A 14,870-nucleotide genomic window follows, 5' to 3' on the forward strand; every position below is an offset into this window, starting at 1 on the left:
GGAGTTAGAGAGATGGACAGACGGAATTTCCTTCGTTACGCCTCGGCCGCGGGGGCGCTTTTCGGTGCGGCGCGCATCAACCCCGACTTTTTCTTCAAATCGGCCTATGCTCAGGCTTCGCGTCCGCTGGTGTTCCTGTCGGCCGAGAATATCACCGGCAACTGGGACCCGACCGCGCACACCACCCTGTCGCAGACCAATATAGAAGGGTTCGTGATGGGTTACCTGACCCGCGCACCCATGCGGCCCGAAAACCCGGACGAAGTGGTCTATGAATTGGCGACCGAGATCACCGAGTTGGACGCGCACCGCTTGCAGATCAAGCTGCGCGAGGGCGTGACTTTCCACGACGGCAAGCCCTTCAAAGCAGAGGATGTCAAGGCAACCTTCGAATATGGCGCGCTGCTTGATCGGCCCAAGCAGGTCTATCCCGGTTCCGAAGACACGTTCGAGGTGACGACCCCGGACGATTACACGGTGATCGTGGATACAACCAAGGGCGGCTATGGCGCATCGCTTTTCATTTTCTTGGCCTCCTACCTGCCGATCCTGTCGGCCACGGACGTCGCGGCGGGTCCGGGTGGAGCGCTGTCTCAACGGCTGAACGGCACGGGCCCCTTCAAGTTTGTCCAGCAGCGCGGCAACGATACCGTGATGGAGGCTTTCCCCGATTACTTCAAAGGTAGCCCCAAGGTGCCCGGCGTTACCTTCAGCTTTGTCGGTGATGCGACCACGCGGATGCTGTCGCTGATGAACGGACAGGCCGACGTCATCGAACGGCTGGAGCCCGAGCAGGTGGAAACGCTGGAACAGGAGCCGAACATAAAGCTGTCGCGCCTGGTTTCGGTAGAAAACAAATATTTGTGGTTCCGCTGCTCCAAACCGCCTTTTGACGATCCGCGGGTGCGCAAGGCTGCCGCCCATGCGATCGACCGCGAGATGATCATGGAAATCATGGGATCGGCGGGGGAGGCATCAAACAACTTCATCTCGCCGATCAAGTTCGGTTATTTCGATATCCCGAACTATCCCAAATATGATCCCGAAGAATGCCAGCGCCTGCTGGCCGAGGCTGGTTTTCCCAATGGTGAGGGCCTGCCTGCGCTGGAATATATCACCTCGACCGGCTTCTATCCCAAGACCAAGGAATATGGCGAACTGATCACTGCCATGATGCAGGAACAGGGCTTTCCGGTCACGCTGAACGTGATGGAGGTCGCCGCTTGGAACGAGCGACTGTATGACCGCCCCGGTGGCGGGCCGGGCCATATGGTCGATTGCGGCTGGTCCACCGGCTCGCCCGAGCCGGATCTGGTTTTGCGAACGCATTTCCATTCCAGTTCCAAGCGGATCTGCGGCATCGAGGACGCCGAGCTTGACGCTGCGCTGGACGAGGAACGCAATGCGTCGTCGCTGGAAGCCCGCAGGGAATCGTTGCAGGGCAATTTGATGCCAATGCTGGCTGAGAAGGTCCCGGCGCTGAGCCTGTTCACCTCGGTTCTGATCCACGGCATGCGCAACGAGGTCGACGGCCTGTTCATCTATCCAGACGGGCAGAGCGACGCCTCGACCACCACGCTGGGCTGAGCGGGGCACCCGTCGGCCAGAGCCTGTCCAATGCCCTGGCCGGCGACCCGATGACAAGCCACGCCAAGCGGAGCAGCCGATGTTCATCCTTCGATTCCTTGCACGCCGGCTTTTTCAGGGGGCGATCATCGTCTTCCTGGTATCGGCGCTGATCTTCACGCTTCTGCGCGTCGTGCCCGGCGATCCCGTTCGCCTGATGGCTGGCGGCATGGCACCCGAGGCGTTGATCGAAGAGATCGCGACCGAGATGGGCCTGCGCGACCCGATCTGGCAGCAGTTCGGGCGCTATATGGGCGGGGTCGTTCAGGGCGACTTGGGGCAAAGCTTCGTGCGCCCCGCCAGCGGCGCGGCGGTGGGCGGCGCCAGTTTCGACGACGCCACCCGTAGTGAAAGGGCCCAGGTGCTGACGCTGATCGCCGAAACCGCGCCCATGACCTTGCAGTTGGCATTGCTGGCGATGGGTTTCGCGCTGCTGATCGCCGTGCCAATCGGGGTTTGGGGTGGGTTGAGGCCGGGACAATGGCCCGACCGGATGGCGCTTTACCTATCCTCGATCTTCGTCAGCTTGCCGAATTTCTGGCTGGGTATCGTGTTGGCACTGCTCTTGTCGGTCAAGATGCAACTGTTGCCGGCCATCGGCTATCGTGGGTTTGCCTATACCATTCTGCCCGCGCTGGTGCTGGCGGTCGAAATCGCCCCCTTCATCATTCGCACGCTGACCGTTTCGGTCGCAGGGGTGATGGGTCAGACGTTTATCGAGATTGCCCGTGTGCGCGGGCTGACCAGAAACCAGATCGTTTTTCGCCACGCGCTGAAGAACTCGGCCGTGCCTTTATTGAACCTGCTGGGCGTACAGTTCTCGATGCTGCTGGGTGGCGTTCTGGTGATCGAGTTTATCTTCGACTATCCCGGCCTTGGCCTTCTGACAATCAACGCGGTGATGCAGCGCGATTTCCCGTTGATCCAAGGCATCGCCATCGTCACCGCCGCCGCTTTCGTCCTGATCAACATCGTCGTGGATCTTGCGGCGACCGCCATCGACCCAAGGCTGGAATACTGATGAGCAGCATAGACATCAATCCCGACGCAGTGACCAAAGCCGACGGGCGCAAGGTTTCGTCACGGATCTGGCGGCAGGCGTTCGCATCAATCGAATTCAGGATAGGCATGGTCGTTCTGGTGCTGCTGGTCGCGGCGGCGCTGGTCTATCCATGGCTATCCGGCATCGACCCGTCAAAGATGAACGTCCGTGCGCGCTTTACCCCGCCGCTGTTCATGGGCGAGGGTTGGAGCTGGGAACATCCCCTTGGCACCGATCAGTTGGGGCGCGACATGCTGATCCGGACTTTGGTCGGGCTGCGCTACTCGCTGCTGATCGGCATCTCGACCACTGTTCTGATGGTTCTCGTGGGGGCTATCGTGGGCCTCTTCTCCGGCTATTTCGGCAGGCGTATCGATACAATCCTGATGCGGCTGACGGATGCGCAGCTTTCAATTCCGATGATCATTCTGGCGATCACAATCCTGGGCGTATCGCGGCCCACGATCCCCTCTATCATTCTGGTCCTGGGGCTTGCAGGATGGCCGGTATATGCGCGGGTCATGCGTTCGACCGTGATGGCCGAGCGGAAAAAGGAATATGTCCGCGGCGCGATGGTGCTTGGCGCGACGGACTGGCGGATCATGTTCATGTTGATCCTGCCGCTGGTGCTGCCCCCTATAGCTTTCGTCGCGGTGCTGGACGTGGCGCGGATGATGATCTTTGAATCCGTGCTGGGTTTTCTGGGGCTTGGTGTCCAGCCGCCCACGCCCACTTTCGGCAACATCATCTCGGACGGGCGCAAGTATCTGATCAATGCTTGGTGGATCGCCACCATGCCGGGGGTCTTTCTGGTGCTTGTGCTGACCAGCATCAACCTGATGGGGGCCGCACTGGAACGTGCCCGCAACGCGATTTACGGAGGCGCCTGAAATGCTGGACCAAAGCCCGGCCCGGACCCTGCTTTCCGTGCGCGACCTTTCCGTGATCGCCGATCTTGAAAGCGGTCCCCGGACCATCCTCGACCGTGTCAGCTTCGATCTGCAACCGCGCCAGATCCTTGCCGTGATCGGGGAAAGCGGATCGGGCAAGACGGTGTTGGCGCGGGCGCTGGCAAGCTGGCTTGCCCCGCCCCTGCGGGTCAGCGGCGGAGAGGTGCTGTTCGAGGGGCGCAACCTGGTTGACGATCCCGCTTATGCCCGCCGCCTCGCGGGGCGCGAGATAGCCTATGTCGGCGGAAATCCTGCCGGCGCGCTGGACCCGACCATGACCGTCGGAACCCAACTGGTCGAAAAACTGCGTGCCGTGCGCCCGGAAGTTTCCGCAGCCGAGGCTCGTGACAAGGCTATCCGGCTGTTGCAGGCGGTCCATATCCCGTCGGCAGCGCGGCGCTTTCACGAATATCCCTTTCAGTATTCGGGCGGCATGATGCAGCGCGCCATGATCGTGGACGCGCTGATTTCCGACCCCGCGCTGCTGATCGCCGACAATATCACGCAGCCCTTGGACGTGACGGTTGCCGCGCAGATCCTTAAGCTGATGCGCGAACTGAACGCCGAATTCTCTACCGCGATCCTGTTCATATGCTCGACCCTGCCGGTGGCCTGCGAAGCCTCGGACCGGGTGATCGTGCTTAACAAGGGCCGCGTCGTCGAAAGCCAAACCCCGGCGGAACTGGTGGCCCGACCCGCCCATGCCTATACCCGTGCGCTGATCGACGAACTGCCCACGCTGTGGCAGGGCGGCCCCGATCCCCGGCATGAACGCCCCAAGGCGGAGCGCAAGGCGATCATGTCGGTGCGCGACGTTTCGAAAGCCTATGAGACGCAGGGCAAAAGCGGGCGCGCGCTTGTCCAGGCGGTCCGCAGGGTCGATTTCGACGTGTTTGCGGGCGACAATTTCGGCGTCGTAGGCGAATCCGGCTGCGGCAAGTCCTCTCTGATGCGGCTGCTGACCGGGCTTGAACGGCCGGATGCGGGCCAGATCCTGTTTGAGGGCGAGGATGTCGGCGCAGGCAGCGCGAAACGTCTGCGCGCCCTGCGCCGCCGGTTCCAGCTTGTCCTGCAAGACCCCTATGGCTCATTGCCGCCGCAATCCTCGATCGGCGCGATCCTTGAGGAACCGTTGAAGATCCACCGGATCGGCGACAGATCCGAGCGGCGCGAGCGTGCCCGCGCCGTCATGTCCGAAGTAGGTCTGGCGCCCTCGCTTTATGAAAAGCTTCCGGTCGGGCTATCGGCGGGACAGCGGCAGCGGCTGAATGTCGCCCGCGCCATGATCCTGGAGCCCACCTTGCTGATTATGGACGAAACTCTTTCAGCGCTGGATCAGACCGAGCAGGGCAAGCTGCTGGACCTGTTCGAACGTTTGCAGGCGCAGCACGGCTTTACCTATATCTTCATCTCGCATGATCTGACCATGGTGCGGCGGGTCTGTTCGCGCATTGCCGTCATGTATCTGGGCGAGACGGTCGAGGTGGCGCCCAACGACCGGCTGTTCTTCGACCCTGGCCATCCCTATACCCGCGCGTTGCTGTCCGCCGCGCCGACGCTGGAAGAGCGCCGCTATCGGCCCGAAGATTGCCTGATGGAGGGCGAGCCGCCCAGCCCCATCGACCTGCCGCCGGGCTGCGCCTTCGCCAGCCGCTGCCCCGATGCCTTCGACCGTTGCCGGGTTGAAAACCCGCGCCTGTTCAGCCGGGGCGGCCATGCTCTTGCGGCCTGTTTTCTCAATCCAGATCCATTTGACCCAACCGAGGAGGAGGTAATCCATGACTGAGGCCCCGACTTTGACCCGCATCGATGCCGGTCTGCTGGATGCGCTGATGGACAAGGCTTCCGTATTCGGCTCCACCGGGGATGGCGGCGTGGATCGCCCGGCTCTGACTGATGCCCACAAGGCTGTCCGCGACTGGTTCGCGGACGAGTTGCGGGCGCGCGGCTACAGGGTCGTGGTGGACGCGATTGGCAATCTTTTTGGCCGCCTGGATCTTGCCGAACCGGATGCGCCGCTGGTTATGATCGGCTCGCATCTGGACAGCCAGCCGAAGGGTGGCAGGTTTGACGGAGCCTATGGCGTGGTCGCCGCGCTGGCCGCGGTCGAAACCCTGCGCCGCGACATGGCCGAACGCGGCGAGACGCCGCGCTGCAACTATGTCATCGCCGACTGGATGAACGAGGAGGGGGCGCGTTTCCAGCCCAGCCTGCTTGGTTCGTCGGTCTTTGCCGGCGCGCTGGAACTGGATTGGGCGCTGGACCGTCGCGACCGCGATGGCAAGAGCGTGGGCGATGAACTGATCCGCACGGGTTACAAGGGAAGCGATGCCGCCCCGCGCCCCGATCTCTATCTGGAAATCCATATCGAGGGTGACGACAAGATGGAAAAGGCCGGTGCCCGCATTGCGCCTTTCCTGCGCCATTGGGGTGCGCTGAAGGTACGCATCGAGGTGACGGGAGAACAAAACCACACAGGCCCCACGCCGATGGAGGATCGCAAGGACGCAGTTCTGGGCGCGGCCCATATTATCACCTTCGTTCGCGAGTTGGCGGATACGGCGGCGGACGTATTGTTCACCTCGGTGGCACGTGTGGACGTCGCGCCCAATTCCCCCAATATTGTACCGGGCAAGGCGGTGCTTTTCTGCGAGTTGCGGGCACCCGAACCCACGATGCTGGAATGGTCCGAGGCGCGGCTGCGCGAGGCCTTGCCCGGCCTTGCCGCCCGCGCAGCCGTCACCGCCGAGATCGTTTCGGTTGACCGCCGCGCAGCAGGCAGGTTCGACACCCGCCTTGTCGCGCTGGCCGAAACCATCGCCGATGATTTTGGCTATCCCAAGATGCGCTTGGACACGATCGGCGGACATGATGCCGTGGCCCTGAATGCGATCCTGCCCGCCATCGTGGTGGCCGTTCCTTCTGTCGGAGGAGTGATCCATCGCAACGACGAATACACTTCGCCCGAGGATCTGGCGGCGGGTGGAGACGTACTGGTCGAGATGATCCGCCGCATCGACCGGGTGAGCGGTGATCTGGACAAGGCGGCGGGCGCGCCATGAGCGGCCTCGTCACCGACGAGATGATGGCTGAAGCCGTTGTGGCGGCGGGGCTGTCCATGCAGGGCGCGATTGCCGGCCCGTCCGCACTGGCTTCACCCAGCTACAAGGCGCTTGAAAGCAGATCGGTGATCGTGGGGGATGTTTTCGTCAAGCGCATCCACCCCGAGATGCTTAACGGCTTCGATCTCGTTACGGCCATGCAATGCGCGACTCGGGCAGGCGAGGTCGGCGCCGGGCCAAGGGTCTTCTGGTCCGATGCGGGAATGGGGGCCATTGCGATGCAAGCGCTGCAGGAGGGCTGGATCACGGCCCGGCAGCAGGACCTGCAGGATGCGGAAGTGATCGCCGCCACCATGGCCGCGATGAAGAAATTGCACGGCGGACCTGTGCTGCCGTCCCGCTTTGATCCTTTCGCGCATATTGACGCTCTTATCGCGGCCCATGCGAAAGAAGGGATCGCTCTTCCCGACGATCATCTTTGGCTGCGCCGTGCGATCGGCATGGCCGAAGGGCTGCAGGAGGGCGGCGCGCTTGCGCCCTGCCGCAATGACGGGTCGTCCTCGAACCTGATGATTGGGCCGGGCGGGCAGGTGATGCTGGTCGATTACGACCGCGCGGGAATGAACGATCCGCTTTATGATGTCGGGTGCCTGCTTGTGGAAATGACCGATCATGAGCGGGACATGCGCGAAGGATTCATCGCTTATGCCGGAGCCTTTGACGAGGCGGACTTTGCCCGTGCGTGGCTGTGGTCCCATGTCGACGACATGCTTCATGCGCTTTGGGCGCGACTTATGGCAAACCGCTCGGAACGCAAATCTGTCGAGTGGATCAAATACGGCGAATGGCGGCTGCTGCGTCTTCGCATGTCGCTGATCCATCCCTATTACGAAGAGAAGATCCGCATTACCAGAGAGGCTGCATGATGAAACCTCTTGGCAGCGCAGTCCAGCCGATGGAACGGACAATCGAAACCTTGATCCGTGACGCCCCCCTGTTTGCAGGGGGAGAGGGCATGATCTACGGCCCCGTCTTCGGCGGCATTTCCAATGAGAACTGGCGCGTGCAAGCCACGGATGGCCGGGGCGACTGGTTCGTCAAGGTGCCGGGAAACGGGACCGAGATGTTTATCGACCGCGCGACGGCGCTGGAGGCTTCGCAAAAGGCCGCGGCTGCGGGGCTGGGTCCGCGCGTCTATGACGATCTGGCTGACCGGGGTGTCGAGATCAACGATTTCCTGCCCGACCGCCGCCCTTCAACCCATAGCGATTTCGTGGATCCCGCGATGGGCCGGTCTGCCATCACCGCTTATCGCCGGATGCACGCCTTGCCAGCGCTGGGTCTGACCAAGACCGTTTTCGATATGATCGACGAGCATATGCAGCAGGTCCGGGATCTTGGTGCGCCGATGTACAAGGACGGCGACTGGCTGATGCTAAACATGGAACTTGCCCGTGAAGCCATGCATGCCTCGGGCCTTGATCTGGTGACCTCGTTCAATGACCCGATGCCGGGGAACTTCATGATTGGGCAGGACGGTTCGATCATGCTTATCGACTATGAATATGCATCGATGAACGACCGTTGCTATGATTTGGGCATTTGGTTCGGCGAGATGTTCTTTACCCGCGAGCGCGAGCTTGAACTGATCGAGGAGTATTTCGGGGAGATCCGCCGCGACATCGTTTCGCGCGTGATCGTTCACAAGGCGCTGGCCGATGTGAAATGGTGTCTGTGGTCGATGGTGCAGTTCAAGGTCTCGCGACTCGACTTCGATTTCCATAAATACGGGATGTGGAAGAAAATGCGCGCACGCTCTATCATGGAGCACCCCGACTGGCCGGCGCATTTGCGAAGGCTTTGACCCGGATCCGACATATTGGCTGCGGGCAGTTTCTGACTATCACTCAATCGCCATGTTCGGTGGCAATCGTTGGGATTGTCTGCGGAAAGAAGGCTTGAGCTGTGAGCACCAGGCCTTTGATAGGCAAAGGTGCGGATGCGGGCGCTGCTCCCGCAAGAGCGGATTGTGGCAATGCCTGGGCAGTTTCTCGATGGACTTCTTGGGGCTGAAAGGCGAGGGAATGCGGGCGGAATCTGCCGGTGACCGCAGCCTGCCCCGGCAACTCGGCGATCATGGACAGCCCGCTCGGCTCTCGTCAGCCCCCTAAGTCGTCATGGGGTGGATCGCGCTAGCCTTCGCGCGGGATCAGTCGCAATTCCGTTTTCGGATCAAACAGATGCGCCGTTTCGATATCGAAATTCAGCGCGACATCCTGCCCGACCTTTGCGTCAATACGGGTCCGCAATCCCGCGGTGATAGCTTGTGAGCCCAAGATCAGGCGAATATGGGTTTCCGAGCCCGTCGGCTCTATCACCGTTACCTTGGCTTGCGGCCCGGCCTCGCCAACCGTGATGTATTCCGGCCGCAACCCAAGGGTTGCCTTGGCGAACCAATGCGTCTTGGAGCGGCAATTCTGTGTTCCGGGCGCAGGGTGGGAGAAGGGGCAGGTTGGGAAGAACGTGCAGGATGCGCGGCCACACCTGTGGCAGTCGATGCCGAATGTCCCGGACCTTGCGGCGCAGAACGCTTGGCGGGAGCGCCTCAGACCGGACGGGGCTGCAATCCGCCTTGCTCGATCAGGAAGTCCACGATCTCTGCCACGCCATTGCAGTGGCGCAGTGAAGCCATGATGACCGGGCGGGCGGGGCGGGCTTTTCGCGCGTCGGCCTCTAGCTGCACCGGGTCCACGCCCACATGGGGGGCCAGATCGGTCTTGTTGACCACCAGCAGGTCCGAACGTGCAAGGCCGGGGCCGCGTTTGCGGGGGATGTCCTGCCCTGCTGCCGTATCGATGACATAGATGGTCAGGTCGGCCAGTTCGGGCGAAAAGGTGGCCGCCAGATTGTCGCCGCCAGATTCGATCAACACCAGCTCCAGATCGGGGAAGGCCGCGTTCAGATCGGCGATGGCGGCCAGATTGATGCTGGCATCCTCGCGGATGGCCGTGTGGGGACAGCCGCCGGTTTCGACCCCCCGGATACGCTCGGCGGGCAGGACCTGCGCGCGCATCAAGGCTTCGGCATCCTCGCGCGTATAGATGTCGTTGGTGATGACGGCCATCGACAGCCGTGGGGCCAGCGCCCGGGCGATCTGTTCGGTCAGCGTGGTCTTGCCTGCGCCCACCGGGCCACCGATGCCGACGCGCAGGGGTCCGTGACTGCTCATGATCGAAAAATCCTTACGCTCATTGTCTCATGCCGCATCGCGGCGATATCCGCCCCCCATGTGGCGCTGGCCAGATCGCTGGGGCCAGCAGTTCCGGCACGCGTCGCGACGGTCAGGATCGCCGGCTGCAGGCGGGCCAGGATCGCCTGACCCGCAACCGGCCCCAATGGCAGGAACCGCACCGCCGCCGAGATCAGGGCCGCCGCCTGCGCTTGCAGATAATGGCCAATGATCTCGGGCGCGGGCAGAGGCATGGCGCGACAGGCGCGGCCCATGGCCACTGGCAGCGCTGCGACGGGTTGCGCCTCGCCGGTCAGGGCGGCGATGTTGGCTGCAAAGGCGCTGCCCTGTTCCACCGTCTCGATCAGACGCTGCGAACTGGGGCACATGGCCCGCGCCAGATCGTCCAGCGCGGAATGATCTGCCTCTTTGCGCAAGGCCTGCGACAGCAGCACCGCGTCGCACCACCCCGCGCCATGGTCCAGCCAGTCGGCCAGCCATTGAAACAGGCTGGAGCGGGTGACGACGCCCTGATCCATCGCCCATTCCAGCCCCTGCGACCAGGCGAAGCCGCCGGTCGGAAAGGCCGGTGACAGGTATTGCGCCAGCCGCAACCGTGCGGCCTCAGCCGTGATGGCGGTCATGTGCATGGCCGTTCTGGCCATGGTCGTGGCCGAAGGTGCGGCCGTGACCATAGGCGCCGCCCTCGGGGCGGAAGGGCATTTCCTCGTGACTGATCTGGGCGCCAAGCTGGCGCAGCATCGCCTCCAGCACATGATCGTGGCGGATGATGAGCCGGTCGGTTTCGATCCGGCAGGGGGTGTGGCGATTGCCGATATGCCATGCCAGCCGGGCCAGATGGCCGCGAATGACCAGCACCGGCTCGGCCGCGGCGCGGACGACGACGATGCGGCCGTCCGACAGCTCAAAGGCATCGCCGTCCTCAAGGCTGGCGACTTCGGCCAGATCGACTAGAAAATCGCCACCCGTGCAGGCCAGCCGTTTGCGGCGCACAAGGCGGGCTTCATAGTCCAGCACGACCCGGGCATCGAAGGGGCCGGCGGCGTTGCGGATGATGCGATGGCTGTGCGGGATCATGGCTTGCCTTGCTTAGAACAGGAAATATCGTTGCGCCATCGGCAGTTCCGTGGCCGGTTCGCAGGTCAGCAGTTCGCCATCGGCCCGCACCTCATAGGTTTCCGGATCGACCGAGATGTCGGGCAGGGCGCTGTTCATCGCCATATCCGCCTTGCCGATGCCACGGGTGTTTTCCACCGCGATCAGGGCCTTGCCCAGCCCGTCGCCGGCCCCGGCCTCCAGCCCCGCCTTGCTGAGAAACAGGGCCGAGGCGCGGCCGGTATGGCCCCACATCGGGCGTGAAAAGATCGGCTGGACCGGGATCGAGCCGTTCGGATCGCCCATCTGCGCCACGCTGATCTGGCCGCCGACCAGAACCATTTCCGGCTTCACCCCGAAGAAAGCCGGCGACCACAGGACCAGATCGGCGCGCTTGCCTGCCTCGACCGAGCCGATATGACCGCTGACGCCATGGGCGATGGCGGGGTTGATGGTGTATTTCGCGATATAGCGGCGGGCGCGCAGGTTGTCGTTCTGGCCCGTCTCGTCAGGCAGGCGGCCGCGCTGGCGGCGCATCTTGTCGGCGGTCTGCCATGTGCGGATGATCACCTCTCCAATCCGGCCCATGGCCTGACTGTCCGAGGAAATCACAGAAAAGGCACCCAGATCGTGCAGGATATCCTCGGCTGCGATGGTTTCGCGCCGGATGCGGGATTCGGCAAAGGCCACGTCCTCGGGGACGCGTTGGTCAAGGTGGTGGCAGACCATCAGCATGTCCAGATGCTCTTCGACGGTGTTGCCGGTATAGGGCCGGGTCGGATTGGTGGACGAGGGCAGCACATTCGCCATTCCCACCATACGGATGATGTCGGGGGCATGGCCACCGCCCGCGCCCTCGGTGTGATAGGCATGGATGGTGCGGCCGGCGATGGCGGCCATCGTATCCTCGACAAAGCCGGATTCGTTCAGCGTGTCGGTGTGGATCATCACCTGCACGTCCATCGCATCGGCGACGGTCAGGCAGTTGTCGATGGCGGCGGGGGTGGTGCCCCAGTCCTCGTGCAGCTTGAGCGCGCAGGCCCCGGCGCGCACCTGTTCGTCAAGCGGCGCGGGAAGGCTGGCGTTGCCCTTGCCGGCGATGCCGACATTGACCGGCAGTTCGGCGCATGCCTCCAGCATCCGGGCGATATGCCACGGTCCCGGCGTGCAGGTGGTGGCCAGGGTGCCATGCGCCGGGCCGGTGCCGCCGCCCAGAAGCGTGGTGATGCCGGAATGGAGCGCGTGATCGACCTGTTGCGGACAGATGAAATGGATATGACAATCCATGCCGCCCGGGGTCAGGATGCGGCCCTCGCCCGCGATGATCTCGGTGCCCGGCCCGATGATCAGGGTCACGCCGGGCTGGGTGTCGGGGTTGCCGGCCTTGCCGATCCCGGCGATGCGGCCATCGCGCAGGCCGACGTCGGCCTTGGTGATGCCCCGATGGTCAAAGACCACGACGCCGGTGATGACCGTATCCATCGCACCGCCGTCGCGGGTGATCTGGCTTTGACCCATCCCGTCGCGCACGACCTTGCCGCCGCCGAACTTGACCTCCTCGCCCGCGATGGTCAGGTCGCGTTCGACCTCGATCAGCAATTCGGTATCGGCCAGCCGGATGCGGTCGCCGGTGGTCGGGCCATAAAGCGCGGCGTAATCGGGGCGGGAAAGTCGCGGAGCCATTACAGCGCCCCCATCACATCTTGGCGGAACCCCTGCACCACACGGCTGCCGGCATAGGGGATCAGCTGCACCTCGCGCGATTGGCCCGGCTCGAACCGGACTGCGGTTCCGGCGGGAATGGCAAGGCGCATGCCGCGCGCGGCTGGCCGGTCAAAGGCCAGCGCCGGGTTGGTTTCGGCAAAGTGGTAATGGCTGCCGACCTGGATCGGGCGGTCGCCGGTATTGGCGATCAGCAGGGTGACGGGTTCGCGGCCCTTGTTCAGCTCGATCTCGCCGGGCGCGGAAAGGATTTCGCCGGGGATCATTCAGCCCACCATTGCCAAGGCAAGACCAGCCGCGGCCGTCCCACCGCCCAGTGCGCGCAAAAGTGTGCCGCGCTGCAGCAGTGTGCCGGCGGCGATCCCCGCCAGATGCAGGGCCATGGTCGCGACAGCAAAACCCGCGGTATAGAGGATCAGCCCCTGTGCCGGTCCCTCGGCCCCATGCGCCCAGCCATGGGCAAAGCCGAACAGCGCCACCCCCGGCACCAGCACCGCCAACGGCAACCGCGAGGCCATCGCGACCAGCACCCCAAGGATCACCACCGAGGCAAGAATCATCGGCTCGACCCCGGCAAAGGGCAGACCGGCCCAGCCCGCCGCCCCTCCGACAAGCATCGCCGCGACAAAGGCCAACGGCAGCGCCCAAAGCGCGCGCCCGCCGATCTGCGCGGCCAAAAGGCCGAGCGCGATCATGGCCAGCAGGTGATCGGCCCCGCCGACGGGATGGGCCAACCCGCCGATGAACTGCCCTCCGATCAACTGCCCGTCGTCGTGGCCAGCATGGGCCAGCACCATTTGCGGCAAAAGCGTGGCGGCGGCGAGGGTGGCAAGTTTTTTCATTCAAACCTCATGGCGGATGGGGTGGTGGACGGTCACCAGCTTGGTTCCGTCGGGAAACGTGGCCTCGACCTGCACGGACTCGATCATCTCGGGCACGCCGGACATGCACTGGCCGGCTGTGACGACATGCGCGCCCGCCTGCATCAGATCGGCGACGCTGCGCCCGTCGCGCGCGCCTTCGACGACGAAATCGGTGATGAGCGCGATGGCTTCGGGATGGTTCAGCCTGACGCCGCGCGCCAGCCGGTTGCGGGCGACCATGGCTGCGACCGATACCAGCAGTTTCTCGCGTTCGCGGGGGGTAAGGTTCATCTCAGACCTGCCAGATACGGGGAAGGGGATCAGGGCGCAGCACGCGCAGAAGGCGGTTGATCTGGCGCCGCAGCGGCCAGCCGTCAGCCGCCAGCAGGCGCAGGATCAGCCGGCCGGGCGGGGCGCTGGCGGCCCCGGTGACGCCCGGTTCATCCAAGGCGGCACGGGCGGGTTCCAGCAGATCGGGAGCATGGGGGGCGATCAGCGCCAGCGTTGCCATGGCCCGCGCATTGCCCAGCATCGAGGGGTGGGACAGCCGCGACAGCGCCGCATCGTCCAGCGTCAGCGCGTCGTGATGGATAACCCGTCCGGCCTGTCGCACGATGCGGCGGTCGATCAGGTGCAGGCGGCGGAGATCCTCGCCCATGGCGATGCGGCCCAGCACGATGGGTTCCAGCAAAAGACAGCCCGCGCCGGTGGCAAGCTCGACCACCGTGTCGCGTTGCAACGCCGCGCCGTTGAAAAGGATCGTCTCTTGCGGCAGCCAGTCCAGCCAGCCGCCCTTGCCGACTTGCAGATGCAATGTGACCCGCGCCGGCCCGCCCTCGGCCCGATAGGCGCGCTCGGCGGTCTGGGTGGTGGCCAGCGCCTGCGCGCCGGCCGTCAGCTCGATCCGGTAGTCCAGCCTGTCGCCCGAGGCCAGGCCGCCCGCCGTGTTCAGAAAGACGATTTCGGGCCGGCCCGCAGTCACGCGCGGCAGCATCGCCTTGGCCGAGCCAGATTGCGCCAGATCCACAAGCCCGCGTGGGCCAAGCCGCACCTTGGCGGCCCCCCGGCTGCGTTGCATTCGCGTATCTGTGCTGGTGTCCAACATGAGCCCAGACAGTGACCGCTGTGGTCCAAGGTCAATCGGTGCCGCCTGCGGCGCTGTGCATCATGCAGGCAGGACCGGGATTCCTGCCCGTTTTCCGGGCGTGCTGGGCAAAATGCGGGCAGGTTGTCGATCGGCGGCGTGTGGCGAAACCACGC

General features: G+C 63.9%; 16 protein-coding genes and 1 pseudogene. 8 read left to right on the top strand and 9 right to left on the bottom strand.

The annotated features are described in order from the left end of the window. Positions 1-12 precede the first annotated feature (12 nt). The 8 genes and pseudogenes from JWJ88_RS11620 to JWJ88_RS22180 form a co-directional block, all read left to right on the top strand. On the top strand, positions 13-1,587 hold the full coding sequence (locus tag JWJ88_RS11620) for an ABC transporter substrate-binding protein (RefSeq protein ID WP_205295511.1): 1,575 nt from the start codon (positions 13-15) through the stop codon (positions 1,585-1,587). A gap of 79 nt (positions 1,588-1,666) precedes the next feature. Next, complete coding sequence (locus tag JWJ88_RS11625; protein ID WP_205295512.1) at positions 1,667-2,647, top strand: ABC transporter permease; 981 nt, start codon at positions 1,667-1,669, stop codon at positions 2,645-2,647. Then, positions 2,647-3,558: an ABC transporter permease gene (locus JWJ88_RS11630; protein ID WP_205295513.1), complete on the top strand. Its 912-nt coding sequence runs from the start codon at positions 2,647-2,649 to the stop codon at positions 3,556-3,558. The genes JWJ88_RS11625 and JWJ88_RS11630 overlap by 1 nt, the downstream gene beginning before the upstream one ends. Before the next feature lies 1 nt (position 3,559). Continuing rightward, entirely contained in the window at positions 3,560-5,404 is a 1,845-nt protein-coding gene (locus tag JWJ88_RS11635) for an ABC transporter ATP-binding protein (protein WP_205295514.1), read from the top strand. Continuing rightward, positions 5,397-6,680, top strand: a complete 1,284-nt coding sequence (locus JWJ88_RS11640) for a Zn-dependent hydrolase (RefSeq protein WP_205295515.1) — start codon at positions 5,397-5,399, stop codon at positions 6,678-6,680. The genes JWJ88_RS11635 and JWJ88_RS11640 overlap by 8 nt, the downstream gene beginning before the upstream one ends. Beyond that, positions 6,677-7,606 (top strand): phosphotransferase, encoded by a 930-nt coding sequence (locus JWJ88_RS11645; RefSeq protein WP_205295516.1) that lies wholly within the window; start codon positions 6,677-6,679, stop codon positions 7,604-7,606. Before JWJ88_RS11640 ends, JWJ88_RS11645 begins: the two co-directional genes overlap by 4 nt. After that, a complete protein-coding gene (locus JWJ88_RS11650; RefSeq protein ID WP_205295589.1) occupies positions 7,606-8,544 on the top strand; it encodes a phosphotransferase in 939 nt (312 codons plus the stop codon). Before JWJ88_RS11645 ends, JWJ88_RS11650 begins: the two co-directional genes overlap by 1 nt. 126 nt (positions 8,545-8,670) lie before the next feature. Beyond that, a pseudogene (locus tag JWJ88_RS22180) lies at positions 8,671-8,806 on the top strand (IS701 family transposase); the annotation flags it as partial. A gap of 66 nt (positions 8,807-8,872) precedes the next feature. On the opposite strand, the gene JWJ88_RS11660 reads toward JWJ88_RS22180, so the two are convergent. From JWJ88_RS11660 to JWJ88_RS11700, 9 genes are all read right to left on the bottom strand, one after another. Then, entirely contained in the window at positions 8,873-9,112 is a 240-nt protein-coding gene (locus JWJ88_RS11660) for a TOBE domain-containing protein (protein WP_240200255.1), read from the bottom strand. Between the two features lie 173 nt (positions 9,113-9,285). After that, complete coding sequence (gene ureG / locus JWJ88_RS11665; RefSeq protein ID WP_205295518.1) at positions 9,286-9,909, bottom strand: urease accessory protein UreG; 624 nt, start codon at positions 9,907-9,909, stop codon at positions 9,286-9,288. After that, a complete protein-coding gene (locus JWJ88_RS11670; RefSeq protein WP_240200256.1) occupies positions 9,906-10,553 on the bottom strand; it encodes an urease accessory protein UreF in 648 nt (215 codons plus the stop codon). The genes ureG and JWJ88_RS11670 overlap by 4 nt, the downstream gene beginning before the upstream one ends. Next, positions 10,534-11,007, bottom strand: coding sequence for an urease accessory protein UreE (locus tag JWJ88_RS11675; protein WP_205295520.1), 474 nt, complete (start codon positions 11,005-11,007; stop codon positions 10,534-10,536). The genes JWJ88_RS11670 and JWJ88_RS11675 overlap by 20 nt, the downstream gene beginning before the upstream one ends. Before the next feature lie 12 nt (positions 11,008-11,019). Then, on the bottom strand, positions 11,020-12,708 hold the full coding sequence (gene ureC / locus JWJ88_RS11680) for an urease subunit alpha (RefSeq protein ID WP_205295521.1): 1,689 nt from the start codon (positions 12,706-12,708) through the stop codon (positions 11,020-11,022). Beyond that, on the bottom strand, positions 12,708-13,013 hold the full coding sequence (locus tag JWJ88_RS11685) for an urease subunit beta (protein WP_205295522.1): 306 nt from the start codon (positions 13,011-13,013) through the stop codon (positions 12,708-12,710). Before JWJ88_RS11685 ends, ureC begins: the two co-directional genes overlap by 1 nt. Further along, entirely contained in the window at positions 13,014-13,589 is a 576-nt protein-coding gene (locus tag JWJ88_RS11690) for a HupE/UreJ family protein (protein WP_205295523.1), read from the bottom strand. It abuts the gene before it with no gap. After that, positions 13,590-13,901 carry an urease subunit gamma gene (locus JWJ88_RS11695; RefSeq protein WP_205295524.1) on the bottom strand — a complete coding sequence of 104 codons (312 nt, stop codon included), beginning with the start codon at positions 13,899-13,901 and terminating at the stop codon, positions 13,590-13,592. It abuts the gene before it with no gap. Position 13,902: 1 nt separating this feature from the next. After that, on the bottom strand, positions 13,903-14,715 hold the full coding sequence (locus JWJ88_RS11700) for an urease accessory protein UreD (RefSeq protein WP_205295525.1): 813 nt from the start codon (positions 14,713-14,715) through the stop codon (positions 13,903-13,905). Positions 14,716-14,870: the final 155 nt, after the last annotated feature.

It is taken from the genome of Paracoccus methylovorus (assembly GCF_016919705.1).
Classification (GTDB): Bacteria; Pseudomonadota; Alphaproteobacteria; order Rhodobacterales; family Rhodobacteraceae; genus Paracoccus; species Paracoccus methylovorus.

Coding starts and splice junctions, on each gene's coding strand:
- JWJ88_RS11650 (WP_205295589.1), top strand. CDS start 7,606: ATGAAACCTCTTGGCAGCGCAGTCCAGCCGATGGAACGGACAATCGAA.
- ureC (WP_205295521.1), bottom strand. CDS start 12,708: ATGGCTCCGCGACTTTCCCGCCCCGATTACGCCGCGCTTTATGGCCCG.
- JWJ88_RS11700 (WP_205295525.1), bottom strand. CDS start 14,715: ATGTTGGACACCAGCACAGATACGCGAATGCAACGCAGCCGGGGGGCC.
- JWJ88_RS11670 (WP_240200256.1), bottom strand. CDS start 10,553: ATGACCGCCATCACGGCTGAGGCCGCACGGTTGCGGCTGGCGCAATAC.
- JWJ88_RS11620 (WP_205295511.1), top strand. CDS start 13: ATGGACAGACGGAATTTCCTTCGTTACGCCTCGGCCGCGGGGGCGCTT.
- JWJ88_RS11675 (WP_205295520.1), bottom strand. CDS start 11,007: ATGATCCCGCACAGCCATCGCATCATCCGCAACGCCGCCGGCCCCTTC.
- JWJ88_RS11645 (WP_205295516.1), top strand. CDS start 6,677: ATGAGCGGCCTCGTCACCGACGAGATGATGGCTGAAGCCGTTGTGGCG.
- JWJ88_RS11635 (WP_205295514.1), top strand. CDS start 3,560: ATGCTGGACCAAAGCCCGGCCCGGACCCTGCTTTCCGTGCGCGACCTT.
- JWJ88_RS11690 (WP_205295523.1), bottom strand. CDS start 13,589: ATGAAAAAACTTGCCACCCTCGCCGCCGCCACGCTTTTGCCGCAAATG.
- JWJ88_RS11630 (WP_205295513.1), top strand. CDS start 2,647: ATGAGCAGCATAGACATCAATCCCGACGCAGTGACCAAAGCCGACGGG.
- JWJ88_RS11685 (WP_205295522.1), bottom strand. CDS start 13,013: ATGATCCCCGGCGAAATCCTTTCCGCGCCCGGCGAGATCGAGCTGAAC.
- JWJ88_RS11640 (WP_205295515.1), top strand. CDS start 5,397: ATGACTGAGGCCCCGACTTTGACCCGCATCGATGCCGGTCTGCTGGAT.
- JWJ88_RS11695 (WP_205295524.1), bottom strand. CDS start 13,901: ATGAACCTTACCCCCCGCGAACGCGAGAAACTGCTGGTATCGGTCGCA.
- JWJ88_RS11625 (WP_205295512.1), top strand. CDS start 1,667: ATGTTCATCCTTCGATTCCTTGCACGCCGGCTTTTTCAGGGGGCGATC.
- ureG (WP_205295518.1), bottom strand. CDS start 9,909: ATGAGCAGTCACGGACCCCTGCGCGTCGGCATCGGTGGCCCGGTGGGC.